We start from the raw sequence: 26,185 nt of genomic DNA on the forward strand, positions 1-26,185 counted from the left end.
GATTATCATGACCGCCCCTCTATGTAAAGTTGGAGGGGACTAAGTTCTCTTCACTTTTGCCTTACGATAAATCCATAATTTGGAAGGTTATATTTTATTCCCTATAATATCATTCTTTTATATATTATAGGGGGAAAATGAATACGATTAAAACTTTGTTATGGCCAACGAATCAGAAAAGAATAGGTGATAAGGATAAGATAGGAGAATAATGTGCAAGTGAGGGGTTTTTACTTTCTATTTAGTAAGGAGGGAATGTAAATTTCTTTTTTATTTGTCGTGAATATTTTGGAATTAAATAAAGTTTATATCCAAAAATGGAATTAATTAAATGGTGTTCATAAAACTATACTAACTCCGAGAGTTATTGTACTGAAGTGTGAGTACTTAACCACTCTTTTTTACGCGTTACAAATGTAGCCAGGAATTAAATGATAAAATAAAATTTAAACTGATGAATTTCACTTTTAAGCAAAGTATAAATGATAATAAGAGAGAGTAGCTTAAAAACGGGAGGAACCATCATGAAACTTAAGAACAAGCCAGAAATCAGATATGCTTTGTGGCAGGCTTATAAAAGAAAATGTGCAGTCTGCGGAGAACCTATTGAATATACAAATTTACATGTTGATCACATATTAGCAGAAAGTCTTGAAAAGAATCCCGAAGAACTTAGTGAAGTCTTGAAAAGATATAAATTAACAAATAACTTTGATATAAATAGTCTCTATAACTTAAGACCTGCTTGCAGTTACTGCAATATACAAAAAAGTAATCATGAATCTCCAGAGGAAATAACTTATAGATTGCTAAGAAAAGCGAAAAATAAGATAAAGGATATAGAAAGAGGAATTAAACAATTTAAAGAGGATGCCGCATATGCTTTGAAGGTTGAAGCAATGCGGGGCTTAGTAGCAAAGGGAGAGCTAAAAATAGAGGAATACATAGATCAAGTTAACAACTTTATTGCAGATTACGGCCAAGATTACATAGAAATAGATGATAAACTCAATAATTTCCGTTTAATAAAACAACATTCTGTAATGTTAGAAGGAAATTTACCTAAACTTAATGATCCAGAAGGTTATTGTTTATTTACTTTCAATAGCTTTTATATTCGTGGTGTACAGATTAGTTTGTCTCATAAAGAAATTCTTCAAGTGCTTTATAAAGGAGTTAAAACACCTTTTAAATTACTAATGCGTCCCTACATTGTAGACAAGCTAGATGAAAACAATTTTTTAATCCAATTAGGTAGCTGTAGATTTAATTTAAATGCAAGCGAAACTAGTCACTTATGTAATGTTATTGACAAATTCATTTATGAATATTTAAATGCATTGAAAAAAATTGAAAAAACATTGCAAAGTGAGGAGTTCATTCCTGTAAATGATGAAAAATTAAAATACAAACTCATTAAGATAAATAAAAATATATGGAAGTTAATGTTAGAATTTGCTCAGGAACACGATAATTACCATGGCGAAGGTTATTGGCACATATTTGATTCATCGGGAAGAAATATGCTTAAAATATACAATAACTTACCAACTGATCGATACAATTCGGGATTTCACTGTTTTATTCATAGTCTAGTTGAAGATTTTCACAGTTGGGAGCCATCTAATGATGTATGGTTAGTTTGGTGGTACATTGGAGAAGACGAGGAATTTGGAATAAGAACATATTGGACAGTACAACAAACATACAATTGGCTTACAAAAGAATTTATTCCGTTTGTCTTATATAATTTTAATAAACCTTTTAAAAAGGAAAAAGTTTCCTCTGGAGAATATAGGGAGCAAATTAACATTCAAGATGTTTTTTATAGGGAAAGTAATCGTTTTTATAATCGTCATAAGATTAAAACAAGTGGCGATTTGTTACATCTAATAGAGTCATTACAATTGCATTATTCAATGACTAATCAAATTTTCTTTGATAAAGAAGCTATTCATAAAATTTACGACTCTTTAGTATACATTTTAGACATTTGTCCCTCTCCAGATTACTATTATACTTGCCGTAAACTTGATTTAAAAGAAACTGAAAATAGAAAGGATCTAAAAGCTCAAATTCTAGAAAAGAAAAAGTCAGAGAAATATGGCAAAATATATGGTGGTAGATTAGATATGCTATTTAGAGCACTATTCATAAACGTTGAATTGTCAATACAAATAATAAATGAGGATGAAGTAGAGAAAATAACTAAACTGCTTGAACCATTTATTGAAGAATATAACATGTTTAAGTTAGTAGAAGTCTATAGTAAATAAATATATAAATAACCAGAATAGTAATTTAAATCCTTATTTTTTAATGGTTTCATTATATTTGAGATATAAATTATTTGTTCGTACTCACCCTGATTCATAGCGTTTATTAAAGTTTTAAGAGTATCTTTTAACTTTGTTAATGTATTTGTACCTGGTGTGGGGTCTTCTTGTGACTTTGCTTGGGCAAAGATTCTTTTATTATCTTTTAGGTATAGCTTAATATCATCAATATTACCCTCAACTTTTAAGCTCTCTAAATTTCCTATATTTTTGATGGCTAATAGGATAGCTGCATTACTTTAGAAGTCCCAACCAAATGCAGATGATGTTGCATTGGTATCAATAACTTTAGTAGTATCTGTGGAATTCACCATTTTGATCACCTAGTCCATTCTTAATCATAAAAACTATTTTTAGTTAACTTATTTATAAAAGTTAATTACTATTATAAAGAAAATTGTTGGTATTTTGCACCTAAATAGGGATATTTTAATTATATAATTAAAATGTTTTTTCTTTTGGTGTGTTCAAATACGGAGATCATCTCTTCATCGTGATTTGATAATTCCTCATCCTCTATTACAAAGTATCTCATCTTATTACCCCAATTTTATAACATCGGAGATGAGATTATATCGATGTATACAGAAAAGAGAAATTCATATATAGTTAGCCAACCAACTTATTGTAATTGATTATTGCGTTATGTAATTAAATCAACACTCTATCCAACAATAAATAATGCCTCTCTCATTGAGAGTAAGGACTTTGTTCAGGTAAAATAAAGGAAAGAGTATGCAAAAAATTTCGAGAAGGTGTTTTTATGAAGAAAGTTGTGGCTGCTATTATAAAACATAAGGATCAGCTATTAATTGCTCAAAGAAATTCAAGAGATGATTTGGCAGGTAAGTGGGAATTCCCTGGTGGTAAGATCGAGTCTGGTGAAACACCTGAGGAGTGTCTAGTAAGGGAGATAAGAGAAGAATTAAAAGTAGAGTTAGAAGTTAGATCATTTTATGACGATAATATATATAGTTACAATGATTATACCATTCATCTATTATTCTATTGGGCAAAAATCTTAGAAGGTGAGGTTACTCCAATTGTTCATGATGATTTAAAATGGATCACTATAAAAGAATTAGCAAGGTTTGATTTTGCTCCTGCTGATATTCCCATAGTAAAAAGACTGGAGAGGGAGAATATATGAGCTTCGAACATGGATTACAACCTTCTGACATTTTAACAAATCAAGAACTAATGAGTACATTTAAATGTGCAATGGTTGGAGGAATGAGGTTTTCACACCGTACGAATGCCTTAGTTCTCATTTCTGACCATACAAAGTCTTTGTATGATGATCGTTGGATTAGCAATGTATTTCATTATACAGGGATGGGGCAAGTAGGAAATCAAAGTTTAGATTATAGTCAAAACAAGAAGCTATATCAATCGACTCATACGGATGTGACTGTTTATTTATTTGAAGTATTTACGCAAAATCAATATGTTTTCCAAGGTGAGGTTTACTTGTCAGGTAGTCCTTATCAGGAGGAACAACTCGACAGAAACGACGAACTTCGACTTGTTTGGGTGTTTCCCTTAAGTTTAAAGAACGAACACAATGAGATATTGATTCCAACGGAATTTTTTGAATCTAGAGAGAAGATTCAAGAGAAAAAAGCAAAAAAGCTGACACAAGACGAGTTAATGAAAAGAGCTTCACGTGCTTCTCATAAACCCGGTTCTCGAATGGTTGTTACAAAGGGATATGAAAGAGATGTATACGTTTCAGAGTATACCAAGAGAAGAGCAAATGGGGTTTGTCAATTATGTGAAGAACCTGCTCCATTTCATACTAAGAAAGGTGACCCTTATTTAGAAACCCATCACATTGAATGGTTATCTAAAGGTGGAGAAGATACGATTGAGAATACAGTTGCCCTGTGTCCTAACTGTCATCGCAGAATGCATGCTTTAAATTCAAAAAAGGATGTAGAAAAGTTAAAAATAGTTGCATCTAAAAGCTAAATAAAAAGAGCAAACCCCCTATCTATTAGAGTTTGCTCTTTTCGTTTCTTCATATAATCTTGTTTGCCAAACAACCGCCCTTTTTCAAGTACATCAAAAACATACATTTATGATACGTAGATTTTAATATAATTTTTGAAACAGAAATAAGGCCAGAGGAAATTGTAAATTTCTTTTTTATTTATCGTGATTATCTTAGAATTAAATGACGTTTATAGCTAAAGGAAGAGCTTAATTAAATGGTGTCCATAAAACTATTATTCTTCGAAGTAGTCTAAATCAACTTTTTTTAATATATACTCAGCTATTTTTGAAACACCAATATTATATTTAAACATATAACCCGCCAGATCCGTTCCATTAATTAAAATAATTTTTTTCTCAATTAGATTTACATATTCTTTTGCACCTTTTGTAAAATCAGAGGTTGTAATAAAAACACCCTTACGTGCACGTTGACCTTCTAAACTTCCAGCAAACTTTTGAATTTCAGGACGGCCAACGACGTTTTCCCATCGCTTTGCTTGTACATAAATCATATCTAACCCCAAGACATCTTCCTTAATAATACCATCAATACCTTCATCTCCACTTTTCCCAATTGCTTTACCAGCATCCTCAATAGAGCCTCCATACCCCATAGCCACTAACAATTCAACTACAAGTTTTTCAAAAAACTCTGGTGTACACCCTTTCACACGTTCAAGAATTTCGTCACTAATTTGTTGCTGAATCTCCTTATATCCTTGATCAAGCAACTCTTGTGGAGTTAGATCATCTTTATCGCATTTATCTAATAAACCATTATCCTCATCTTGTTTTTTATTTTGAAATTTTTGAAATTCCTCGTAATTCATTAAATATTTTTTATTAATTTCTGTTACATGGGGGTCGTGCAATAATTTTTGACCACGCTCTGTAATAACAAATGTAGCTCTTTTTACATCTTTAATTAATCCAGCCTTTTTTAAATAAGTTCTCGCCCAACCAATTCGATTATGATAAACAAGTTGCTTTCCACTAGGAAGAACCTCTTCTTTATCCTCTGTTGTCAAATTAAAATGATCTGCCAAGTATATATATGCTTCTTGTAAAGTATGTTCATTACCATCCATAAATAGTTCTAATAATGGATACATAAATGACTGATAATCTGGGACGGCCATTTTAAAATCTCCTTTTGATTATATATTTCAAATTTATGTATGTATAAAGAAACAGCAAGCCAAAATAGGTTGCTGTTTCTTTATACGTTGAAGTGCACTAAACTGTTCACGTATCATTTTCGGTTTCATTATAACATTTCGGGATGAATATTGAGAAAACTTTTAATTGTTTACTTGTACCTGTCTCCCTTGCATCTTTCTGTATTTCTTACTACTTTCATGATTTTTTAGGATGGATATACTTAATTTTGCAACAGAAATTGTGACTAAAATCTTCATTTTCCGCATAAAAAAAGGGCAGGCTATATGCCATGCTCTTTAAGAGTTAAAAATCATCCTTCCAGATTTTCTATTCCTACATTTTTTGTTAATAAATCTTTTAGAGATGGGGCAATATAAATGGCATCACTTATATCCAAATCCCCAAACCCTGTTAGATATATACCAAGACCTTCCTTTCCTGTACCATAAATAATTGCCATACCACCCTCGTTGTCACCAATCATAAGACTGTTAGGAATATATTTATCTAGATTATACCCCTCGCTATTTTCAAGAGATGCGTCTGCTCCCCAAATACGAAGATACATTTCATATTCACCATCTCCATCCTCAACTTGGGCATTAATCTCAACATCTGTACCTGTTCTAATAATATCTATATAATCATCAGGTACTTCTACAGGAGAAAACAATTTGAGTTGTTCTATAGATTCTTCCGTTGAAGGTTCCTCTATTGCATCCACTCTAAATTTACTAGTTAAGTTATCTAATATACTCATTAGAATTCCACCTTTTTATATTCAACTTTTAGTTTATCTAACATTTTATATTGTTGCTCTAATGTGTCTTCAATTGTCTTCCTTAAAAAACCTGTTTTCTGCATATCGGATACAATATACCCTAATTCTTCTTAGAGAGAAGAGCTCTACTTTCCTTTACTAGCAGCTTCCCTTGCACCCCTTCGCGTATTTTGCAATTGGGAGATGAAGTAATATTGATATATTTTTCATGTATCAAAAACACTCTTTTATGATATGCAGATTTTAAAATAAGTTTTGAAACAAAAAAGGATTGGATTTAAGAAGTAAAACGCCTGATTACAACAATGCCTCAAAAACCATGGTTTTTACACTAAATATAATTCATGCTAAATATTAATTTAAATAAGGATTTAAGTAAAAAGATCATATATGAAATACAGGTTTTTTATTCTAAAAATAAAAATGTTAGGTAAAATAATATGTTAGAGTAAAAGTAGAAAAATATTCTTATGATAAGGGGTGGTTCTAAATGAAAGAACAAGAGCATGTTATCTTTCGTGAAGTTCAGCGCCCTCGCCAAATTTGGATATGGATTGTGATTCTGGCTATTGCAGTGTTTATGTGGTATATCTTCATAAAACAAGTTATCTTTGGCATTTCAATGGGCGATAATCCAGCTCCTAACGCCGTTCTGCTAATTCTTTGGCTTATTTTTGGGATTGCCTTTCCACTAGGTCTGCTAGGGTTCATGAAGCTAATAACAGAGGTACGTGAAGATGGTATATATATCCGTTTTGCACCGTTCCATATTCGATACAAGTCCTTTTTATTTAAGGATATGGTTAGTTATACGAGCATTAAGTATAACTCGTTTACACGGTTTGGAGGTTGGGGCATACGTATAAATTTTAAAGGAGAAACTGCCTATAACATGGGGGGAGACCAAGGGGTAGAATTACAATTAAACAGAAATAAAACTGTGGTGGTGGGCTCCCAAAATCCTGAAGGAATAGTAAAAGCTATAGATTTAACACAAAGGGTATGAAAGATTCATTTTGAGTAACAAGATGTGGTATCAATCTCATTACTAACTATAGGACAAGACTGTTGAGCCACACAGGTAGAAGATAATCAAGGTTTATTAAAGTAACGATAAATCAGGCAACATAACTTTTGTTCTTGTCAAAAAAAGCCCTTATATTTTCATATAAAGGCTTTTTCTATACTACCTTATTCCCCCCTTCCCCCCACCTCATTTCATCAGTAATTTACATGTGTTGTTAATAAGATCCTTCCCCGATCTACGAGAAAAAATCCAATTATCTTAATTAAACGTTATAAAACTCTATATCGAATGGTTCATCTTTGAAGACATCTCTATCAAGGCCATGAACATTAATAAGACAGTAGTTACATACATCAGTTTCTTTGCCCTCTAGTACTAGAGTTGTATAAACAGCATGATGGATTTCCTTCCCACATGTACCGCATAATAAAGTTTTCATCAATTCTATTCCCCTATGTTGTAATCTTGTTTCCTTTAAAACTATTATCTATTGAAAATATAATTGAATAGGTCTCTTTTAAGCTCGGCAAAAGCTTAAGGATTCAAAGATCGTTTTTTTCGACCCACTCATTTATTAATTTGAACATCTCATTAGTTTCAACTCTTAACTCATTGTTTACGCAACTATCTACAAATTCAGTGCTTATTATTGTATACTTTTTTGAAATTTCTAAGCTACATATATTCCCTGAAATTTCTTCACGTTCACTTTTTTCTGTTATTACATTTTCCATGAAGTCTTTGAAAATAGCTTCACCAACAGAAGCCATATCTTCAAATACTAGCTCAATAAGTTTAAATTCATTATTTAGCCTTGGGATATAAAAATCATCTACATTAAGTTCAAAAGTATATTCCATTTTTATTTTTCCCCCTTTCCTCTAGAATAAATTGGGAAGGCGGTATCAACAATTCCCTTATCATTTAACCACATTTTAACCCTCATTCCTTCTTTTGTTTTACCAACGTACCCTTCTGCATTACTAAAATTATCTACAGTACTTCTCGCACATTTGATTGCATCTAGCACTTTGACATGATTCCAACTATCAGGAAAAAATATAGAAAACTTGGTCTCTCCGTTTATTTCAATAGTTGCTTTGTAAACCCAAAACTTATTAGGAAATTAAAAATCCCCTAGAAATAAAAAGACTAGGGGATTTTTAATATAGAAACAATATTTACACCGAAAGCAAGAAGCAAAACTAAAATACATATTACGAATTGTTGAGATTTGGATTTCTTATTAAACCATCCCTATCTCCTTTTGTCCTGGTCAAACATAAAATAATCAAGAAGGGTAAGAACAATAATCCCCACTGTAACAAGAAACAGTTCGAATGCCGTTTCCCTCTTCTTAAATTCCTTTTAATTCCATCTCATCGAAAGATAAACCATAAAACACTATATATAAACTATACGAAATTAGTTAACATAATCTTCGTTATCGGTAGTAAAATCTTTTTAAATAAAAGGCTTTTATCCCATTTATTTTTTACGTAGGCCTCTCAAATAGTTTCCTAGGTATGCTCCAATAGATCCAATGAAAAATATAAGTATACATTGAACTAAAAGGCTTGAAGGAGAAACTAATTGAAAAATAAAAGCACTTAACCCTCCCCATAAAATAAATAACAATAAATTCTTTACTGTAATCCCCATAATGTACCCCTTTTTTAAAACCTCTTTAATTTATTAAAACATATAATTTATTTACTTGATATAACAGGAATTATAAGAAATCTTTTATGTTTTTAAGATGTATAAGATATTCACGATTAGTTGAGATAATGATTGTTATAAGAAGTAAAGGGATCTCCTTTTGGGACCCCTTTACTTCTTATAACAATACAATATTTCATCCCTATTTGAATTTGATACTTTTTCTAAGAATAAGGAAAAGACAATAAAGATTATCGCATCAATCCAACTTAAATCTTCTAATCCAATCAAAAAACCTTAGACTAGAAGATCCTTGTAGTTGTTTATTGAAGTTAAGCACCCTTTAGCCGTAAAAATATTGGTCTTTTAATTCTCGTTTCTTTTTTCTTGTTAGAATAAAGTATATTCCAAGAATGAAAGTAATAATTAGAATGACACAACTTAACGAATAGATCCCAGGTAATCTATATGAATAGGATACTGAAGTAACTCCAGTATCTAAATCTATCGCTGTAGTTTTTTCCTTGATTTTAAAAGGATCACAAAGTGCATCTACAATTATGTAAGTTAAAAAAGATTGAATAATAAGAAATATCCCTACTGCACGTCTCATCATTTCCCCTCCTTACATATGCAATAATCTAATTTTAAAGGAACTAAACAATTATTTCATAAAATGGAAGAAATAAAAATAGAAAGTAAATGAATATTATATACAAAACTAGTTTACATAATACATCTTAGAGGAAGTTGATAAGTTCCAGATCCCTTGTCTCCCAAGGAATCTGGAACTTATCTTTTTTCTCCTTTATACAAGATTTTATACACCGTTGAGCTACCAAGCTTTCTTCCCTTCTCCAATATAAAAAGAGTGCATAAAAACTTAGGAGCTTATGCACTTTTTTCTAAAGACATATCATCTTCTATATATTAATTATGCTGACCATCAAAAGGATTTCCAATCATTCAATAAGGGATCCCAGTTTTTAATTTTAAATATACAATAGCCATTAATAAGTCTCCTCTTTTAAGTTTATCTTTTATGCTTACATTTAAAAAAGGGAGCTTTCTAATCTATATTACAACCTAACTATTCTTTTTATTTTACTTTTTCTAGAATTTCTTTATATCCAAAGCAACCACCGGTATCCGTGCTTTCCTGAAAATTACTATATTCCTCTTGATTCCCTATAAAGAAATGCATAAATTTTATTTCTTTCTTTCCTTCGGCAGGTTTTGATGATGATCCTATACCGGCTTGCTGAATATTTTCTAAGGGTATTTCATCTATTTTATTTCCACTTTCATCAACATAGTAGTATTTAGTCTCAACATCTTGGGTATCGGAGTCTGGATCACTCCAACCAAACTTTTCGGAAGATGAAGTTGCAATTGCACCTTCTTCATTCAATTTATAAATAATCTTATCATCTTTTTTTTCTAATTTAGGGGCGCCTTTTTTATTATAAATTACATAGGAACAACCTTTGTGCCCATTTGGGATCAAGACTTCTTCTTTTATTTGATCATTATTCAAATTAGAACATCCTCCTAAGATAAATGAGAGAGCAAATGAGATTGTTACAAATTTAATCATTCTTTCCTCCTTTTTCATATATCCCTAACTAAACGATATACCCAGCTTTTTTGAATTAATAGATTTAGATAGAAATTATTAATCCCATAATCTATCTTAGAGGAAGTGGAGAAGTTCCAGAACCCTTGTCCCCCAAGGAGTTTGGAACTTCTCTTTTTTCTCCGTTATGCAAGATTTTATACATCGTTATTTTACCAAGGTTTTAGTGATCCTTAAACATAAAAAGGGTGCATAAAAACTAGAGAGTTTATGCACTCAATAAATATAGGAATTCCCTTTAATAATGTACAGGAACACGATCTAAATTCTTTTTCTTGGCTATAAAATAACGACTATAACTATCTACAAGTTCGTGTGTATCTGGATTAATAATAATGGGTTTATCTACCGTTCCATTCTGCTCAATACTTTCTTCTACTGCCTTTTGTTTCTCTATTCCTGGGGTAAATTGAAGAAAGATTTCCGGAACCTTAATTTTTTCTAAGGACATCCAATCCTTCGTTCCCTTTGGAACAAGAATCTGCTTTTTCTCTTGCTGTTGTTTACTTTCTTCTTGAGGTTGACTTCCCTCTTGTTTTTTAGCTCTTGAACCCTTTTTCGGTGTTTGGTTCGGTTGTTTTGCCTCTTTTCCTTTGTCCTCGATTTCTTGTATCTGCATACAGATAACGCCAATCTCACCTGTACATTGTTCAAACGGAATATCCAAACAAGGCTCCCCTTGAACCACGAAACGTCGTTGAGAAAACTCCTCTTGGACTATATTTAATTTGTTAAATTGTTTGAGACTCAGCACAACCGTATAGGTAATGGCATTACTTTTAAATGGTATACCTTTTGGTGCATTGGGACTTCCCTTTTCCTCCATATCAAAAGCCAGGTACTTACCATAGTCTTGAATTGAGCTAGTCGGACAGCCAGTTACAGTGATTTTATGAGCCATCGTTCTCCCTCCTTCTCTTTCTATATACTTAGTATATATACCCCTATATAGGATTGAACAGAGGCCAAATCAAAAAAACAACAGAAAGAATTTATTTTTCCATCATTTTATGAATTTACTACATTATTAATATTTCCTATATTTGCTACAATAAAATTATCATGAAAACAAAGGGGTTGTTTATTTGAAAAATACAGGTGTTGTAAGAAAAGTTGATCAATTAGGTCGTGTCGTCTTACCAAAGGAGCTCAGAGAAAACCTTGCTATTGAGAAGAATGATCCTTTAGAAATCTTCGTAGATGAGAATCAAATCATCTTAAGAAAATATCAATACCATAAAGCATGTATGATTACAGGTAAAGTATCCGAAGAAAATATGGTATTAGCAAACGGAAAAGTGGTACTTAGTCGAGAAGGAATCGAGATTCTTTCTAAAGAAGTAGGGAAAATTGATGTTTACGTCTAAGAGATAAAAGACAGGTATAAATGAGTATGTGTAGATGTGATGATAGGCCTGCATTTTGCATTTATCTTTTGTTTCGTGGGTATTCCTCCACCAAATGCAAAACTCAGGCCTCTTTTAATATGTACTTTTTATTACTAAAAAAACAACATGTAGTAATTGCGCTACATGTTGTTTATAAAATGCTTTTCTACTTAATATTCCTCTAAATCATTTTCTATCCAGTTGACCCATTTAGTATTAGGTTTATTATTACTTATAAGTTGAGTATTACCTGTTTCAATAGCTAACGCTAAACTGTTAAAGAATTCAGTATCACTTGGTAACTGGTTTTCCGTAAGAGCAGGATGTTCCCACGCTTCAGTACGATAAAATAGTGGGATATTATCAACCCCTATTTCTTCAAGGATTTCATCATCTTTCAATAAAAACTTCTCTGGATAATATGCGGACAATATTCTTACTAATTTAGTATGACTAAATGGTTCTGGTTCCTTTATTCCGATATTGCTATAGTCTGCTTTAGAAGGAGTAAGAGTAATTGTTTCATCGTTTAAATCAACTTCTATATTAAATGGATCAATAATTAAATTACCATCATTATCATAGTAAGAGTCATTGAAGTTATCAAAGATATCATCAATTGCTATGACAAGACCATTATTTCTAATCCCATTACCATAGGCAAATAAAAGATTTTCTATATTATTAGAACTTGCTCCAACCATCTCAAATCCAATTAACCATTCTTGTTCATTCCTATAAACAGAGATTCTACTATTAGCATTATTGAAGGTTATATTATCAAACATTGGAAAATCAAGTTTTTTAGCATAACTATCAAGTGTTTTTAAAATTTCATTTGCTAACAATTACATTACATCCTCTCATTTGTGTAGTACTTTTCTTCTTGTTTTAGAATACTTAGAAAAGTGGCCACCTTGGGTATTAGAGCATTTTTTACAATGAGGGTAGAGTCGTTGTCTTCTCTTTCCTCTTACACTATTACCAGGTTGGTGATCTAGAATCCAATTCCCTCTTCGAGTACCCGGTTTTTTCGCTCCACAAGTATGACAACCCATTTCCACGCAAATGGGTTAATATTACTCTAAATTCAACATATTCTTACATTTCCAAGTTGAAATTTGAGAGCATTGTATATAATACATCATTGATGCTAGACATGTATATAGTTTAATAGAACATTTTACATAGGATAATTTTCACAGATAATTTAATTAATATGGAAATTTCAGAAATATATACACTTACTTTAAAAGGGTTTTATATAGCAAATTAGTAATCAGAAGATAACTTTGGATGGTAAAGTTCTTTGTGAGGAGGAGATGGATAATCTTAATAACTTCCTAAGAGAATTTATGGATAAGGATTCTGACTATAATAGGCATTTAAAAGCTTAATTTCAACGTCATGAGGAGCACAGCACTTATTCTGCATATATTTTTGTTTCGTGGATATTCGTCCAGTAAATGTAGAATTTAGACCTCTTTTAATATAGACTTTTCATTGCTCATATTCTTTTATCAATTTTAAAACATAGATCTTATATATGTGATAAGCTTAACAAACAAGTGGATAATTTCGGAATATAAGGTAAAGGTGATGAAAGTGAATAAAGAAGAAACAACCCATAACCAGAATAAATTAAAAAAATCATTTCTAGGGTTAGGTTGTTTAGGTTGGATAATCGTTTGTGTGGGTGCCATACTAACACTCATTGTATGTTCTGTAGGAATATTTTTATACTTGATATGGTTTAAAGAAACGGTAATTGTAAAGAGTTATTCCCCAGATCATCTTCAAGCTATTGAAGTGATAGAAAGAGGGGAAAACGCAGGTTTTTTTGGTCCCTCAACCGTTAGAATTAAACATGGAAAAGAGTACCTTGAGACGAGTATACATAACGATGGAATGAATCTTAATGATACGAATATTTCCGTTGAATGGCTGAATAATGAACAGGCCTTTATTACTCTAGATGGTGATGAACAAATACCAGAAGTGATTGAGTTTAAGCGTAATTACGGAAAGGATACAAATCCATTTAAAGTCATCCATAAAAATTTAGGATACATAACGTTTGAAAAAAGCTATTCTCCAGGTCATGAAAATGTAATTGAATATAGGGCTGTGACCTTCTCTTTAGGTTCTTCTCAGCGAGATAAAACCTCGCCTATTCGAGTGTATTATGGAAAAGCTAAAACTGAATTGACAAAATTTGTAGAGATAAAAGCAGGAAGCATAGATAGACAGGAATATGATTATTTTCAGTCTGGTTGGGTGGATGATACTAAAGTTCAAATTACAGCCATGAAAAAAGGTAAAGACTATGTAGACTATCCTGTACATTTGTTTACTCTTGACTTGGATAAAGGGGTTTTAGAAGATCACTATGTCGAAGCGCAAAGTTAATGAAAGCCCCCAACAAAAAAAGGATCCACTCTTGAAGAGTGGATCCTTCATGTATTACTTCGTATTATATCCTTTGAAATTATAGCCATACACTTTGGTTAGCTCCTGAAAACTTCTATAAGAATAGGTGATATTAACTGACGTTCCCACTTGAACTTTGTCGAAAAGCTTTTCAATATCAGCATTATGCATTCTAATGCACCCTTGACTCACATATTTTCCAATGCTGCTTTCATTGTTATTTCCATGAATGGCGTATGTATCACCATATGTTCCATTTGCATTAATTCCTAACCAACGTTTTCCTAATGGATTGCGCGGATCTCCCCCAGGAATCTTACCCGTGTAATATGGTCGATTCTTAATTTTATTAACAACTTTAAAAAATCCAACCGGTGTTTTATCCCACGTCTTCCCTGTTGCAACAGGCACTACCATTTCAAGGTAGCCATTATGATAATACGCTAGTTTATTATAATACTTGTTGATAATGATCAGATCCTGATTTGCTGTGTTACTTGCTGCCTCCGTTTTACCTGCTATCATTCCACTTAACAAGACCATGAACAAAGCCAAAACAGTCATCGTTTTAAATAGTTTCTTCATAAAGCCCATTCTCCTCTATTGCTTATTTTTATATAAAACAAACAAGTATCCCTTCATAAGAGATACTTGTTCATTAAATCATGATAAATAGAATTTTAGGTAAAAAGATTTATCCCTAATTACTAAATAGTGTAAAAAAATAGTTAAAATGTTGGGTTACAAAGAAAAGGAGGAAGTAATTACCTGTTCTTAGCCGTCACCTTCACCTTAACATCGACTAGGTGTAAAAGCTTTGCTTCTTCTTTTTGTAAAGACTGGGTAGGGATCTTTTTCACCCAGGCTTTTTTCACCCCATATCCATTCCATCTAAAGCCATTTTCCTTCAAGTAATCTCGATGATCATAGCAATTAGAAACACATAGATAATAATACGACTCAATTTTCATCGTATTGGCTTGCTCTACGACAATACACTTTTCATCGATCCATTGAGCAACCGTATTTTTTTCTTCTTCTACCTCGTCTTCATTGATTTCTCTCGTCCACGCTTGCTCTAAAGAACTGTATTTGTACCCTCTCTTCTTCAATTTATCCTTAATCGAAAAGGAGTTACGCACCTTGATTACATATTGATCTTTCTTATATTCCTGGTCTGGAATCTCCCACTCTTCAATGGGACCGAAATGCTTTTCTAATCGCTCCTTATCAGCACTGTCTTCCTCCGTCAAAATATCCTCTTTGTTCATTAACCCCATCCCCATTGCGGTAACAAGAAGGTGATGGAAAACTTCATAAAACACTTTGGTATGATCACTTTTTTGACGTAAGCAGTGGTCAATGTGATGCGCAGTTTCATGTAAAGAAGTGGCTATAATATGACCATTGGGAAGAGAAAGGTTAAAGATCTCAATTTTTCTCGTTTTAGGATAATAGCGTCCATGGATCGTTTTCATTTCTTTGACTTTAATATCAACAAAAAACTTCGTAAAAGCATTGTTAGGATACTGTTCTACCGGATAAGCCTTCTTCACCACATCACATAATGTTTGATAAATATTATAAGAACTCATTTTATTCTCCCCTTTATGTTGAAATAAAAAAGTCCCTTAAAGGGACTTAAAACATGCATGAATGCATGTGACCTGTTATTTATGAATCGCTTCGGTATGACGACATTGAGGGAAAGAGGAACATCCAAAAAAGCGATTCGTCTTTCCTTGGCGTACCACTAATGACTTACCACACGTTGGACATGTACGAGGCTCTGGTTCTATCTCTCGATACACCTTTTCGGCTGTGTGAGTAGGATTTACTTCTAAAATCAACTCTTGAAGGGCTTTGCGATCAAATAGCTGCACGTTACACGCTTCGGCTAAGGCTCTTGCTGATTTCGTAAAGGAACTATTCGTGATAACCCACGCTTCATCGGCTTTATAATAAGCTTGGGCTCCATAGACTTCTTGCACAGCTGATAAACTGACTCTATTTTTGGATCCATATCGCTTTGCTTGAATGACAATCTTTTGTTGTCCTTTCATAATAAGATCCGCCCCAAAGTCACCACTTTTAGGGGTTACGTGAGCTTTATACCCTAATTGTTGAAACAAGGCTTTTAAGTACGTCTCGAATTGAAACCCATCCATTTGATCAATGTATTGAATACCGGAACGGGCCAATCGTTTCATAGCCGTTCGTTCTTGTAATCTCCGATAAACAATACGTATAAGGTAAAAGGCGATCATGATAAGAAAAAAGGTAGTAAAAGCTACCATTGTATTTTCCACTTATGCCATCTCCTGTTCGTATACCGGTTTTCTTTTCTTTTTGGCTTGGTGGAGAGGTTGTTGTTCTCTCCCTTGTCCTGTCTTTTTTAATACGTCATTCCAATCTTTTTCCTTGGACGGAAGATTAGGTTGAATCATGTCCTCTTTGAGAAGCAAATGCATCTTTTGAATAAACTTCTTTCCCGCCTCATCGTTATCAACGGATAATACCACTTTTTTAATGTCGGATCCTTCTTTCCTTGCATCAATGAAAGATTGTAAAACGGTACGACTTTTGAGACCATTCATACTCACAAGCCGAGCACCTTGAAGTTTCTCTTTTTGAAGGCTCCAATACGATAAAAGGTCCACCGGACTTTCAAACATATACAATTTCGTGGGCTTTCCTACATCCACAGTAAACCCTGCATCCTTTTTGGCATCGGGCAGCACTTGTTTAAAGGAACCTCGCCCATGGTCCATTCTGATGGTTCCTTGTCGATCGGCTCCTATAATGTTGCCTTTTCCTCCTTGTTCTCTCCATTTGAAGACAATATTATTTCGTTTGTCTTGTGCGATTAAATCCTTTTGAAGCAGCCATTGAACTAAACGAGGATCAATCTTTCGTTCCTGGATTAAATAGTGTTTGAGCTTTTCTTGATTCTTCACTTCAAGGTGTTGAGGATATTGGAAAGGCTTTGTTGATTCTTGCTCATTAGAGTGGGAACGAGTAAAGGTTTTAAGGTTTCGATCGTTGATGTCCTGTACAGCTTCTACAAACGATAAATTATAGTACATCTTGGCAAAATTAATGGCCCCGTATCCTTTCTCATTTTGGCTATTCCAGGCATACATATTGTCACGAATAATTAAGCTGTCATGTTCGGTATGACGATAATACTTACCTTCTTTCTTGAACGTTTCGCCTTTGGACTCTAGGTATGATAGCAAATCGGCCTCTTTTGCTTTCATCTTCTCATCCTTTCGCACGAATTTTCGATTCCCCAATGAAGACCCTCCCTCTTCTATAAAATGAAAAAAGAGAGCTTAACATTCAGCTCTCTTTTCAATCTTTTTCTTAACGTTCTAATTCATATTCTGTTCGTTTCTTTTTGGCTGCCTTTTTCCCTTTTACTCCTTGAAAAAGCTTTTTAATGCCTTTTTCTTGGGCATGATCCTTATCATAAGCCTTTTTCTCCTGATCTAAAGACTTCTCTAATTGCGTCAGTTTCGCTTTTTGAGCATCTGTAAGAGGAAGATCCTTCAATTCCTTTAAAACCTCTTTTTTGAGCTGATAGACCTTAGAAAAAGGTTGTTTGCTTTCAAATTCCTTCATTTGTTGAAGACGCTTTTCCCGTTCTTCTGGGGTTTCTTTTTTCATTTGAACACCATTCGTAGTTTTCTCTTTATCTTTTGACTCTTCTTTTTCTTTAGAAGGAGAAAAACCTAATTGTTTCAATACCTCTTGTTTATACTGCTCTTTGTAGGTTTGTTCCGCCTGAGGCTCTTCTAAAACTTCTTGAAGCTGTTGTTTATAGGCTTCTTTAAACTTCTCCTCTGGTGTTTGTTCGTTACCTTGATGAAAGGCTTTCATCACCTGACGTTCAATTCCCTTAACCTCTTCCTCTGAAAGTCCATGTTCCTGGACTAAGTCTTCTTTAAAAGTAAAATAGTTCTGTTCAGCAACAATACGATCTAAAACCGTATCCGTCCGTTCGGGTGTTTCTTATTTTTGAGCCTGTAAGTATGTTTCATATTTTTGGCTCATTTCCTTTGCATAATCGAATGCAGGTGCAATATCTTGACCCTTAATCAGTTCTTGGAGATTCGCTTCTTTTTGAAGAATCCAAGAATTTTCACTCCAATTCTCTCCATCTATTATTTCTCTCTCATATACCTTGATTCGTCCTGTCTCAAGATTAATATTCCCTTTTAGGTCTCCATCCCTATTTGTATCAATAGAGGTAACAGAAAAGAAAAGTGTATTCTTATCTTTTAAGGTTTTTTCCATCTTGAGTTCTGGGAACTTTTCTTCTCCTTTATTCCCTATTGCATATTGACGGATGAGGTTTTGAACTTTCTCTCTATTCATTAACGCCTCTATATCTAATGGCATATCTTTTGCTGCCTCTTGTAAAAAGGTAGCGCCTACCTCACTTTCATAGGCGACTTTCTTCCCTTCTGAATCCCGAGAGACCATTAAAACAGTTGGTTTCATCTCTTTCCCCTTATCTTTTGATGTTTTTCCTTCCTGTAAAAGATACACGGCATTCTCTTCTAAAGAACTCAGTTTCCCAGGACTCAAATTGGACCATTTAGCTTCGATTTTAGTATTTTGAGGGCGTTGCACAAATCGTTTTAATGCCCGTTTATCCTCGGTAATGGATTTAAATTGTTCTGGTGTAACCGATGTGATTTTTTTCATCTTCTTTTCCTCCTTGGATTAAATGAAATGTAAAAAAAGAGAGCTTTAAATTCGCTCCCTATCTCTCTAACTCATATTCTGATTTCTTCTTTTTCACCGTTCCTTTTCTCTTTTTTAAGGGTGAAGCTTGAGGGCTTTTATCCTTCTCTTCCTTATGAAAAGAGGAAACCACTTGTTTTTCCATCTTCACAATATCCTTTTCCCCCATCCATCCTTTATTTAAAGCTGTTTGTCTTGAGTTGTAGTAGTTGTTTTCAGCTGTTAAGCGACCTAATATACTGTCGGTATCTTGAGGAGATTCTTGTTGTAGAGACTGTCTATAGTGCGTGTAAGATGCTTTTAGCCTCTCTCCAATATGTGCAGAAGAAAGAGGATCTGTTTCATGCTGCTGGCCTTGTTCCTTATTTAATGATGGCTCTTTTCCCTTTTGAAGTTGGTCCTCAATTGTTTCAATAAAACTAACTGACGTCGAATGAACTTCTTTTAACAATTGCGTTTTATCCTTAAACTCTTTACCCTTCGTCCAATTTGCGAGATAGTCTAACGAATAATCGCTTGTATCAATGTTAAAATGAGAAGCTACCGTGTAGGCGGTCATTTCTGCTTGGAACTCTTTTTCAGCACGTGTATAGTTACCGAACTTCTCTTTTGTATGCAAAACGGCGTGGGTTAATTCGTGCAACAGCGTTTTGACATTCTGTTTTTCAGAGTTACGGGGATTTAAAGCCACCTCTTTTGTTAAGGTATAACTTACCCCCTTTGCGGATCCTAGCTCCTCTTTCGGATCCACAATGGAAATGCCGTTCTTTTCCGCAATGGCCTCCATTCCTTTGTACAGCATAGAATAGTTTTCTACATTTCCTTCTAGCCAACGGTTGGGAAAAATCTTCGGAAGATCTTGAGCTGTTGCGTTCGTTTGAGCGATATCGAACGTAAATCCAACTGAAAAATACAATCCGCCATTTTTCACCTCCTTTTTCCCTTCTTCAATCAGCTTTTTCTCCTCTTTTGTAGCTTTATTCACCGATTTCCATTTTCCTTTTTCATCCTTAAATTTCGGTACGGTTCGTTGAGGAACCAGAATCGCAATGCCTTTCTCCCCTTTTTGAACCGAAAACCCTTTACTCTTCCAGAATGCAAAAGACCCGACAGCTTGTGCTCCCGGGAATTGACTTTGTATTAAGGCTACATTGGATATCGAGTACTGATAAAACTTCCCCATAAAGCTCAGATACTCTTTTAAATCTTGAGGAGAATGAAAGTGTTGCTCAATTCTTTTCTCCATATTTTTGGTGAGGTTTTCCACTTCTTTTTTCTTCTCTTCCACTGACTTTTTCTTATAGGTTTTACTCATCTTCGTTCACCTCATGAGAACGACTGATTTCCATTAATTCTTCCATTTCTTCCTCATTCCAAGGATCCTCATACTCTAAAAAGAGCTCATGCGTCTCAGTATGGATGGGAACTAACCAATTCTCTTGTACTTGCACGTATTGATGAAGTTCCGCGGCTTCTCCTTCAGAAAGAGAAACTATCACTTTCTCTCCTTGGACCGATAAAATCACTTCTTGATCTCCTACCTCTTGAATGATTCCTAGTGTTACTTTTTCATTGAATAACATCTTGCTTCCTCCTCCTTGTCTTTAAGATTCACCCAAATGACAGCGCCTTGGGGATGTTGATACGGTACAGGTTCTTTAAAACGTTGGGGATTCTCTAATACCCAAGCATGTATGCGTTTGTATGGTGCCTGAAATTTGTTATTCCCCGAAATGCAATGAAACTGTTCACTTTTTTCATACTCATCGAATGTAAGCCTCTTGCTATCCACTACATCAACAGTACCAAAAACGTGGCTAGTTCCACTTTTAATTAAAGCAATCTTTCCTCTGATAGATGTATTGGATCCTCTAATTTCCCATGTCTTTTTCCCTTGAAAAATAAGCTCAATCCACGGAGACTTTATGAGTAATCCTTTCATCCTAATGCCTTTCTTTCGAGAAGTTTTCTTGCTTTCCTCTCGACTCTTCCCAATCAATCCGTTTTTGGCGTTGGTGAGCAATCCGTCTCTCCACTTCTTCTCTTGCAATGCGTACAGGATCTACCTCTTGAACGCTTGTTGGAATAAAACCCGTTCCCAATTCCGATTTATTAAAGAAGATTCCATTCAGTAATTCAATGAGAATTTGGCTATTTTTATCCGCAGCGTTCGCTCCTAAACGAATTTTCGTGAGCTCCTTTTTTAACACCTCATGTAGATTTTGGCTGACTACTTCGGAAATATATTGTAGAGACCATTCCTTTTCTTTTTCGTCTCGATACTTCCTACAAATATCCTCAATCGCTTCCCCTGGAAAACGAAAATGATGTTCTTCCATATAAGCTTGAATATATTGATCCGTTGTTTCATCTAAAGAAATCATTCGTCTTTGCTTATTCATCTAATACTCCCTCTCCTGTTCATGATTTCGTTCAATTTTTTGTTGTAAACGTTCATAGTGACGTTGGTTTTTCCAACTCTCATATTCTGTTTTAAAGGCTCTTTCCATCTTCCGAAAAGCATGTTGGATCGAACCTTGTTGGGTGAAGGTTTGTTGCTTGGGATGAGAAAAGCGCTTCTTTTGAAGCGCCTTCTCCTTGCGATCATATTCCTTCATTTCCTTTAAAAAAGCATTGCCCATGCGCTTATATAACTCATCAATTTTATTCTGCTTATAATGTTTATAGCGATGCCGATCTTCCTTCCCTTCACCGTAGGCTTTCTTTAAAACGTCCACTTCTTTATCTAATTTTTTTACAAACGTTTGATAATCTTTTGCATGATATTTTTCAATATATTTTCGACTTAACTCATCGATGTAAGGTTTCAAAGGCTTTAAAGTATTGTATCTATATTGCCACTGTCTCTTATCTTCTGGAAGATGATTATAAATTTGTAAAAAGAGTGGTTTGAGCTCTCGATTTCTCCATTTAAAAGAAGAATCTTTTTGCTTGCTGCCTACCATATGTTTACGAATTAAATCATTGATTTTCTTTTGACTGTCTCCACGATCCATCATTTGATTAACGACTTGAGACTTCATTGCATCGATACTTTTTTGCTTCCTCATGCCTCGTTCTCTTGTAGGATGAAGTTCAACCGTAGCGATATGAATATGAATGTTGTCGGTATTATAATGGATGGCAGCTGACCAAACGGCTGACTCATTTAACTTTTCCCTTTTAAGCATTTCATTCATAGCTTTCCGTGTAATATCCATGACTTTTTTTTCATCTAACGTATGGCTACGAGAATCATATAGCCCTTGTTCTTCGAGCCAAGGATTATGAAAAGTGATGACATCTTGCCACATGAGGCTATGATTTTCTTGCGCTTGTTGGAATAACTGTTTAACCTTCTTTTTCTCCTCTTCATCCAATCGATCCGATTGTTGAGTAAATAGAGCAGATGTTTTATCAGGATTCGATAAATAATCTTGATAAAGCGTGAACAGTTTTTCATGTGCCCCCTGTTCCTTTTTGGCATCGTCACGATCTACATAATCCACATAATCTTGATAAGCTTTCTTATTGGATGTAACAAATCTTACTTTGAGTACGACTCCCGGTGTAATAGAGGATGAATTCATTTTTTATACTCCTCTAAAAAAGAAGCAAAGAGCTCACCCCTTTGTCTTATCCCGTAATCTTCTACGGTTTTTATACTATTGAGCGTAGAGCGTTGAATATTTTTCTCCAGAGAATACAACTCCTCTCTCATATGAAGTCGTTCTCTTTTTAAAAGATCCTCTATATTTTGAGACACCGCCTCTACCACTTTTTCTAACGAATCCTTCTCTCCCTTTTGTGCTTCCTCATGTTCTTTGCATATACGAGAAATCGCATCTCCTGTATAGCGCAAGTGATGTTTCTCCATATAAGCTTGAATATAATTTTTGACTTTCGGTGGTAAGGTTATTTTCATACGTTCTTTTATCATAACGATTCATCTCCTCCCATTAATTCATGCATAATGTCATTCATATTTTCCATCGTGTTTGAGCACTGCCCCATCATTTGAAGAACTTTCTCTAACATGTTTTCAAGTTGCAATTCACGGTTGGTTTGTTCACGGAAAAAGGCCAGCGTTTCAAGCTGACCTTTCAAGAATTCTTGTCGTGAAATTCCTTTTTCTTTTGCCAATTCATCAAACTTTTTTACAGCTGTTGGATCAATATTTCGTACGATAATATCCATTACATTCATCCTCTCTCGAAATTCTGTGCTCTACACCCAAAAAGAGAGAAGAGCATAAGGGGTTTTTGCCCCCACGGACCGTGTGGGGTTAGGCAAAGCCTAACAAAAACGTGGGTACACAGAAACGTTCGAAGTGTTGATATACTGCCGACCTACTGTTGATATACTGTTGATATAAAAAATACGTAGTGTTGATATACGGTCGACCTGCCTTTTTTCAATTTTAGTGAAGATCTTGCTCTTTTTCGTTTAACTTTTTGAGCTTTTCCTTTAACATTTTCTTCTCATCTTTATAAAGACTAATGCTCTCTTCTTTCATCCGAATCTCATCTTCTTTGAGTGAAATTTGTGCTTCCGTTTCAGCTTTTTCCGTCTCAATTTGATACTCCATATCGGCTTTTAATTCGCCAATTTCTTTTCGTAAAGCTCTCTGATTTTTCATTTCAACCCCAATCGCTTTTTCATAGGATTTCATTTTCTTTTTCACTTCTTTTTGCTGAATATCGACCACTAATAAGCCGTAAGCTTGCATATTTTTTAATGACTTTTCGGAACTTGTAGACGTTTTGCTTTGATCAGAGGAGATGGTCTGAACAAGCTCATCTTCAGGCTCTTTTTCCTCTGTTTTTTCTTCACTTCCCTCCACATCCACGCTTTCTTCTTGCACTGGTTTTTGATACAAATCAAACGCTAAGGCTTCCCAATTAGAGGATAATTGTTTGACCCTTACGACGTAATATCCATCATCTTGGTACAAAACTTTAATCGGTAAATCTACTCCTGAATTTGCTTTTTCTTGCGCCTTAAACTGAAAATCTTCTTCATCGACTTGATCCATTCTTAACACCATTTCGAGTTGATGTTGAACCGGATAATACGTTCGTTTCTCTAACGTTACCGTTCCACTTGAGCTTAAATCTAACGTTTTTCTCGTTTCGGTATGATACAATTTTTCATCCGAAGCGATATACACTTTTGAGGTCAAAAAGGTAAAGAATCCAAGGAACATAAACGCCATGATGAGAGAAAACATCCAAGATCTTTTTCTTCGCAAGTTATACTTATAATCTTTCAATGCCTTCATGTTTCTTCTCCCTTCTATTCCGATACAATTTCATTTTTTAATGGTTCTATACTTGTGACGATCCATCGATTCTCTTCTTTACGCAACGAAATTTTAGCGATGATATTCGTCGTTTCTTCCACTTTTTCTTCTGAGATTTGAAGATGATTTTGGAACTCGGCAATAACTTGAACCTCATCTAAATTGCTGTCATACTGTTGTAAATAGAGTTGCATATTTTGAGGTTTTGAACGGTATGTGTCGCCCAATTCAAATTGAGCAGAAGGATAAAACTGTTCATATAATTCCGAACTCATAATTCGTTTCGCTTTCTTTTTTCGTTCCGTAAAGCCTTCTTTTTCCTGATGATAAGAAACATCTAAAAAGGTGTTTATCGTCTCTAAATAGTTGCGTCTTTGTTGCTCTTGGGCAGAAGGTAAAACCTCTTTTAATTGCTTTTTAAGTGCTTGATTTTCTTCTTGTAAGGTCTCTTTACTAATAGCTTCTTGTTTCGCTGAGGTCGTTTGAGAGATGTTTCGATTGAGATAAATATTGAAAAACGTAACGCCTGCGATAAACACCGCAAGCGTGATAAATAGGATCCATTTTTTCTTTTCCATACGTCACTCTCCTGTTTAGAAACGTTTGACTCTTCCGTTAAATACTTTGGACCAATACGTTCCAGGAGCCATACTTGCAATGGCCACTCCTGTACTGGATTGATCGCCAATAAATTGATTGTTTCCGAGATAAATCCCAACGTGTCCATCAACCTTATACGTATCAAAAAAGATGACATCACCCGGTTGCATATCCTTTGGATTGATCGCTTGCCCTTGTACTTTAATCGTGTCCGTGGTGACGCTTGTCATCGGTCCAAGATTCACTCCGACCTGTTCAAACGCCCATCGGACAAAGCTCGAACAGTCAAATCGTCCGGCAGCAATATCAGCTGGATTACGTCCTCCTCCAAATACATAAACGGTTTTGTTCACGAATCTCATTCCTTTTTGAGCAGCTGCCATTCCCTTAGAACCATTGCCTCCATTCCCTCCACTAACAGGTGCCGTTGGTTTTCCATCGACTGAAATCGTGCCGGTATAGTACTTCAACACGGCGTCAACATAGAGGCTATCGCCATAGCACGCGCCGTAGGGAATCATCTCAGGACGAACACAACGATAGATGCCCGTATGCTTTAACTTTTGATATTGTTGTTGAGAAAATTGAATCGCTAATTCTTTGGTATAATGACCACCATTCTTCATGGCAAAGTTGATAAATCCAGGGCCAAAATTGTAGCTTTGAAGCGTAAGTTTGATATCATAATTCGCTTTTTGCAACACACTTTTAAAGTGAGAAACTCCTTGGTCAATCGAAAGTTCAGGACTCGTAATACATCCTACTTCTCCACAATAAGACTCACTTGATTGCATCGGATCATTGCCTCTTCCTGCTGACTCTTGCATCATAAGTGCCATCATAATTGGCACATAGGAAGGATCTAATCCATGCTTACTCGCGTACTTTTCAAGCAAGGGTTGATACTGTTGAACTTGGGCAGAGACATTAGCCGTTCCTGCTCCAATGCCTCCTCCTCCAACGATTGTGACATCCTCTTGGCCCGAATCACTTTCTAATCCACCTACTAAAGTAATCACAGCCCCCATGAGAACCAAACCGATGATACCAACGAGAGCGAGAACGCCTCCGATTAAGTACTTCTTCGGAATGAGTTGTAAGACAATATGCAT

General features: G+C 34.5%; 29 protein-coding genes and 2 pseudogenes. 6 read left to right on the forward strand and 25 right to left on the reverse strand.

What is annotated here, in order from left to right; translation table 11 throughout:
* Positions 1-524: 524 nt before the first annotated feature.
* The 3 genes from ACK3CR_RS11025 to ACK3CR_RS11035 all read left to right on the forward strand — a co-directional run bounded on the left by ACK3CR_RS11025 (position 525) and on the right by ACK3CR_RS11035 (position 4,307).
* Positions 525-2,276, forward strand: coding sequence for an HNH endonuclease (locus ACK3CR_RS11025; RefSeq protein WP_488975401.1), 1,752 nt, complete (start codon positions 525-527; stop codon positions 2,274-2,276).
* An 823-nt stretch (positions 2,277-3,099) separates the two neighbouring features.
* Complete coding sequence (gene mutT, locus ACK3CR_RS11030; RefSeq protein WP_488975402.1) at positions 3,100-3,486, forward strand: 8-oxo-dGTP diphosphatase MutT; 387 nt, start codon at positions 3,100-3,102, stop codon at positions 3,484-3,486.
* Positions 3,483-4,307 carry an HNH endonuclease gene (locus tag ACK3CR_RS11035; RefSeq protein ID WP_488975403.1) on the forward strand — a complete coding sequence of 275 codons (825 nt, stop codon included), beginning with the start codon at positions 3,483-3,485 and terminating at the stop codon, positions 4,305-4,307. The genes mutT and ACK3CR_RS11035 overlap by 4 nt, the downstream gene beginning before the upstream one ends.
* Positions 4,308-4,564: 257 nt before the next feature.
* Here ACK3CR_RS11035 and ACK3CR_RS11040 read toward each other — a convergent pair whose 3' ends face one another.
* Entirely contained in the window at positions 4,565-5,473 is a 909-nt protein-coding gene (locus ACK3CR_RS11040) for a restriction endonuclease (RefSeq protein ID WP_488975404.1), read from the reverse strand.
* 332 nt (positions 5,474-5,805) lie between these two features.
* On the reverse strand, positions 5,806-6,255 hold the full coding sequence (locus tag ACK3CR_RS11045) for an SMI1/KNR4 family protein (RefSeq protein ID WP_488975405.1): 450 nt from the start codon (positions 6,253-6,255) through the stop codon (positions 5,806-5,808).
* A gap of 511 nt (positions 6,256-6,766) precedes the next feature.
* On the opposite strand from ACK3CR_RS11045, the gene ACK3CR_RS11050 reads away from it, so the two are divergent.
* Positions 6,767-7,282 (forward strand): DUF6141 family protein, encoded by a 516-nt coding sequence (locus tag ACK3CR_RS11050; RefSeq protein WP_488975406.1) that lies wholly within the window; start codon positions 6,767-6,769, stop codon positions 7,280-7,282.
* Positions 7,283-7,565: 283 nt separating this feature from the next.
* Here ACK3CR_RS11050 and ACK3CR_RS11055 read toward each other — a convergent pair whose 3' ends face one another.
* The 6 genes and pseudogenes from ACK3CR_RS11055 to ACK3CR_RS11080 form a co-directional block, all read right to left on the reverse strand.
* Complete coding sequence (locus ACK3CR_RS11055; protein ID WP_488975407.1) at positions 7,566-7,745, reverse strand: hypothetical protein; 180 nt, start codon at positions 7,743-7,745, stop codon at positions 7,566-7,568.
* A 100-nt stretch (positions 7,746-7,845) separates the two neighbouring features.
* Positions 7,846-8,163 (reverse strand): hypothetical protein, encoded by a 318-nt coding sequence (locus ACK3CR_RS11060; RefSeq protein WP_488975408.1) that lies wholly within the window; start codon positions 8,161-8,163, stop codon positions 7,846-7,848.
* Between the two features lie 2 nt (positions 8,164-8,165).
* A pseudogene (locus ACK3CR_RS11065) lies at positions 8,166-8,411 on the reverse strand (EndoU domain-containing protein); the annotation flags it as partial.
* Between the two features lie 897 nt (positions 8,412-9,308).
* Positions 9,309-9,581, reverse strand: a complete 273-nt coding sequence (locus ACK3CR_RS11070) for a hypothetical protein (RefSeq protein ID WP_488975409.1) — start codon at positions 9,579-9,581, stop codon at positions 9,309-9,311.
* 483 nt (positions 9,582-10,064) lie between these two features.
* Complete coding sequence (locus ACK3CR_RS11075) at positions 10,065-10,562, reverse strand: DUF6843 domain-containing protein (RefSeq protein ID WP_488975410.1); 498 nt, start codon at positions 10,560-10,562, stop codon at positions 10,065-10,067.
* Between the two features lie 277 nt (positions 10,563-10,839).
* Complete coding sequence (locus tag ACK3CR_RS11080) at positions 10,840-11,502, reverse strand: ParB N-terminal domain-containing protein (RefSeq protein WP_488975411.1); 663 nt, start codon at positions 11,500-11,502, stop codon at positions 10,840-10,842.
* Positions 11,503-11,686: 184 nt separating this feature from the next.
* Between ACK3CR_RS11080 and ACK3CR_RS11085 the strand changes: the two genes are divergently transcribed.
* The gene (locus tag ACK3CR_RS11085) at positions 11,687-11,968 is read left to right on the forward strand and encodes an AbrB/MazE/SpoVT family DNA-binding domain-containing protein (RefSeq protein ID WP_488975412.1); all 282 of its coding nucleotides are present in this window, start codon (positions 11,687-11,689) and stop codon (positions 11,966-11,968) included.
* 191 nt (positions 11,969-12,159) lie between these two features.
* On the opposite strand, the gene ACK3CR_RS11090 is transcribed toward ACK3CR_RS11085, so the two are convergent.
* Positions 12,160-12,837, reverse strand: a complete 678-nt coding sequence (locus ACK3CR_RS11090; RefSeq protein ID WP_488975413.1) for a DUF7003 family protein — start codon at positions 12,835-12,837, stop codon at positions 12,160-12,162.
* Positions 12,838-13,594: 757 nt separating this feature from the next.
* Between ACK3CR_RS11090 and ACK3CR_RS11095 the strand changes: the two genes are divergently transcribed.
* Positions 13,595-14,398 carry a hypothetical protein gene (locus tag ACK3CR_RS11095; protein ID WP_488975414.1) on the forward strand — a complete coding sequence of 268 codons (804 nt, stop codon included), beginning with the start codon at positions 13,595-13,597 and terminating at the stop codon, positions 14,396-14,398.
* Between the two features lie 54 nt (positions 14,399-14,452).
* Here the strand turns inward: ACK3CR_RS11095 and ACK3CR_RS11100 are convergent, their stop codons facing one another.
* From ACK3CR_RS11100 to ACK3CR_RS11175, 16 genes and pseudogenes are all read right to left on the reverse strand, one after another.
* Positions 14,453-15,004: a L,D-transpeptidase gene (locus ACK3CR_RS11100; protein ID WP_488975415.1), complete on the reverse strand. Its 552-nt coding sequence runs from the start codon at positions 15,002-15,004 to the stop codon at positions 14,453-14,455.
* Positions 15,005-15,183: 179 nt separating this feature from the next.
* Positions 15,184-16,014 carry a DUF8626 domain-containing protein gene (locus ACK3CR_RS11105; protein WP_488975416.1) on the reverse strand — a complete coding sequence of 277 codons (831 nt, stop codon included), beginning with the start codon at positions 16,012-16,014 and terminating at the stop codon, positions 15,184-15,186.
* Positions 16,015-16,089: 75 nt separating this feature from the next.
* A complete protein-coding gene (locus tag ACK3CR_RS11110) occupies positions 16,090-16,716 on the reverse strand; it encodes a restriction endonuclease (protein ID WP_488975448.1) in 627 nt (208 codons plus the stop codon).
* Between the two features lie 12 nt (positions 16,717-16,728).
* On the reverse strand, positions 16,729-17,679 hold the full coding sequence (locus tag ACK3CR_RS11115; RefSeq protein WP_488975449.1) for a toprim domain-containing protein: 951 nt from the start codon (positions 17,677-17,679) through the stop codon (positions 16,729-16,731).
* A gap of 106 nt (positions 17,680-17,785) precedes the next feature.
* Complete coding sequence (locus ACK3CR_RS11120) at positions 17,786-18,304, reverse strand: hypothetical protein (RefSeq protein WP_488975417.1); 519 nt, start codon at positions 18,302-18,304, stop codon at positions 17,786-17,788.
* 129 nt (positions 18,305-18,433) lie between these two features.
* The gene (locus ACK3CR_RS11125; protein ID WP_488975418.1) at positions 18,434-19,132 is read right to left on the reverse strand and encodes a hypothetical protein; all 699 of its coding nucleotides are present in this window, start codon (positions 19,130-19,132) and stop codon (positions 18,434-18,436) included.
* A gap of 397 nt (positions 19,133-19,529) precedes the next feature.
* Positions 19,530-20,486, reverse strand: a pseudogene (locus ACK3CR_RS11130) (ImmA/IrrE family metallo-endopeptidase); the annotation flags it as partial.
* Positions 20,479-20,754, reverse strand: a complete 276-nt coding sequence (locus ACK3CR_RS11135; protein ID WP_488975419.1) for a hypothetical protein — start codon at positions 20,752-20,754, stop codon at positions 20,479-20,481. The pseudogene ACK3CR_RS11130 and the gene ACK3CR_RS11135, both read right to left, overlap by 8 nt.
* Positions 20,733-21,113 (reverse strand): ASCH domain-containing protein, encoded by a 381-nt coding sequence (locus ACK3CR_RS11140; protein ID WP_488975420.1) that lies wholly within the window; start codon positions 21,111-21,113, stop codon positions 20,733-20,735. Before ACK3CR_RS11140 ends, ACK3CR_RS11135 begins: the two co-directional genes overlap by 22 nt.
* Before the next feature lies 1 nt (position 21,114).
* Positions 21,115-21,573 (reverse strand): hypothetical protein, encoded by a 459-nt coding sequence (locus ACK3CR_RS11145; RefSeq protein WP_488975421.1) that lies wholly within the window; start codon positions 21,571-21,573, stop codon positions 21,115-21,117.
* Positions 21,574-22,761 (reverse strand): MobP2 family relaxase, encoded by a 1,188-nt coding sequence (gene mobP2, locus ACK3CR_RS11150; RefSeq protein WP_488975422.1) that lies wholly within the window; start codon positions 22,759-22,761, stop codon positions 21,574-21,576.
* Positions 22,758-23,111 (reverse strand): hypothetical protein, encoded by a 354-nt coding sequence (locus ACK3CR_RS11155; protein ID WP_124052389.1) that lies wholly within the window; start codon positions 23,109-23,111, stop codon positions 22,758-22,760. The genes mobP2 and ACK3CR_RS11155 overlap by 4 nt, the downstream gene beginning before the upstream one ends.
* The gene (locus ACK3CR_RS11160) at positions 23,108-23,368 is read right to left on the reverse strand and encodes a hypothetical protein (RefSeq protein WP_120046362.1); all 261 of its coding nucleotides are present in this window, start codon (positions 23,366-23,368) and stop codon (positions 23,108-23,110) included. The genes ACK3CR_RS11155 and ACK3CR_RS11160 overlap by 4 nt, the downstream gene beginning before the upstream one ends.
* 223 nt (positions 23,369-23,591) lie before the next feature.
* The gene (locus ACK3CR_RS11165; RefSeq protein WP_488975424.1) at positions 23,592-24,452 is read right to left on the reverse strand and encodes a hypothetical protein; all 861 of its coding nucleotides are present in this window, start codon (positions 24,450-24,452) and stop codon (positions 23,592-23,594) included.
* 14 nt (positions 24,453-24,466) lie between these two features.
* Entirely contained in the window at positions 24,467-25,051 is a 585-nt protein-coding gene (locus tag ACK3CR_RS11170) for a MerR family transcriptional regulator (RefSeq protein WP_488975425.1), read from the reverse strand.
* 15 nt (positions 25,052-25,066) lie between these two features.
* Entirely contained in the window at positions 25,067-26,185 is a 1,119-nt protein-coding gene (locus ACK3CR_RS11175; protein ID WP_488975426.1) for a bifunctional lytic transglycosylase/C40 family peptidase, read from the reverse strand.

The sequence above is a fragment of the Priestia sp. TRM10 genome, assembly GCF_057808375.1.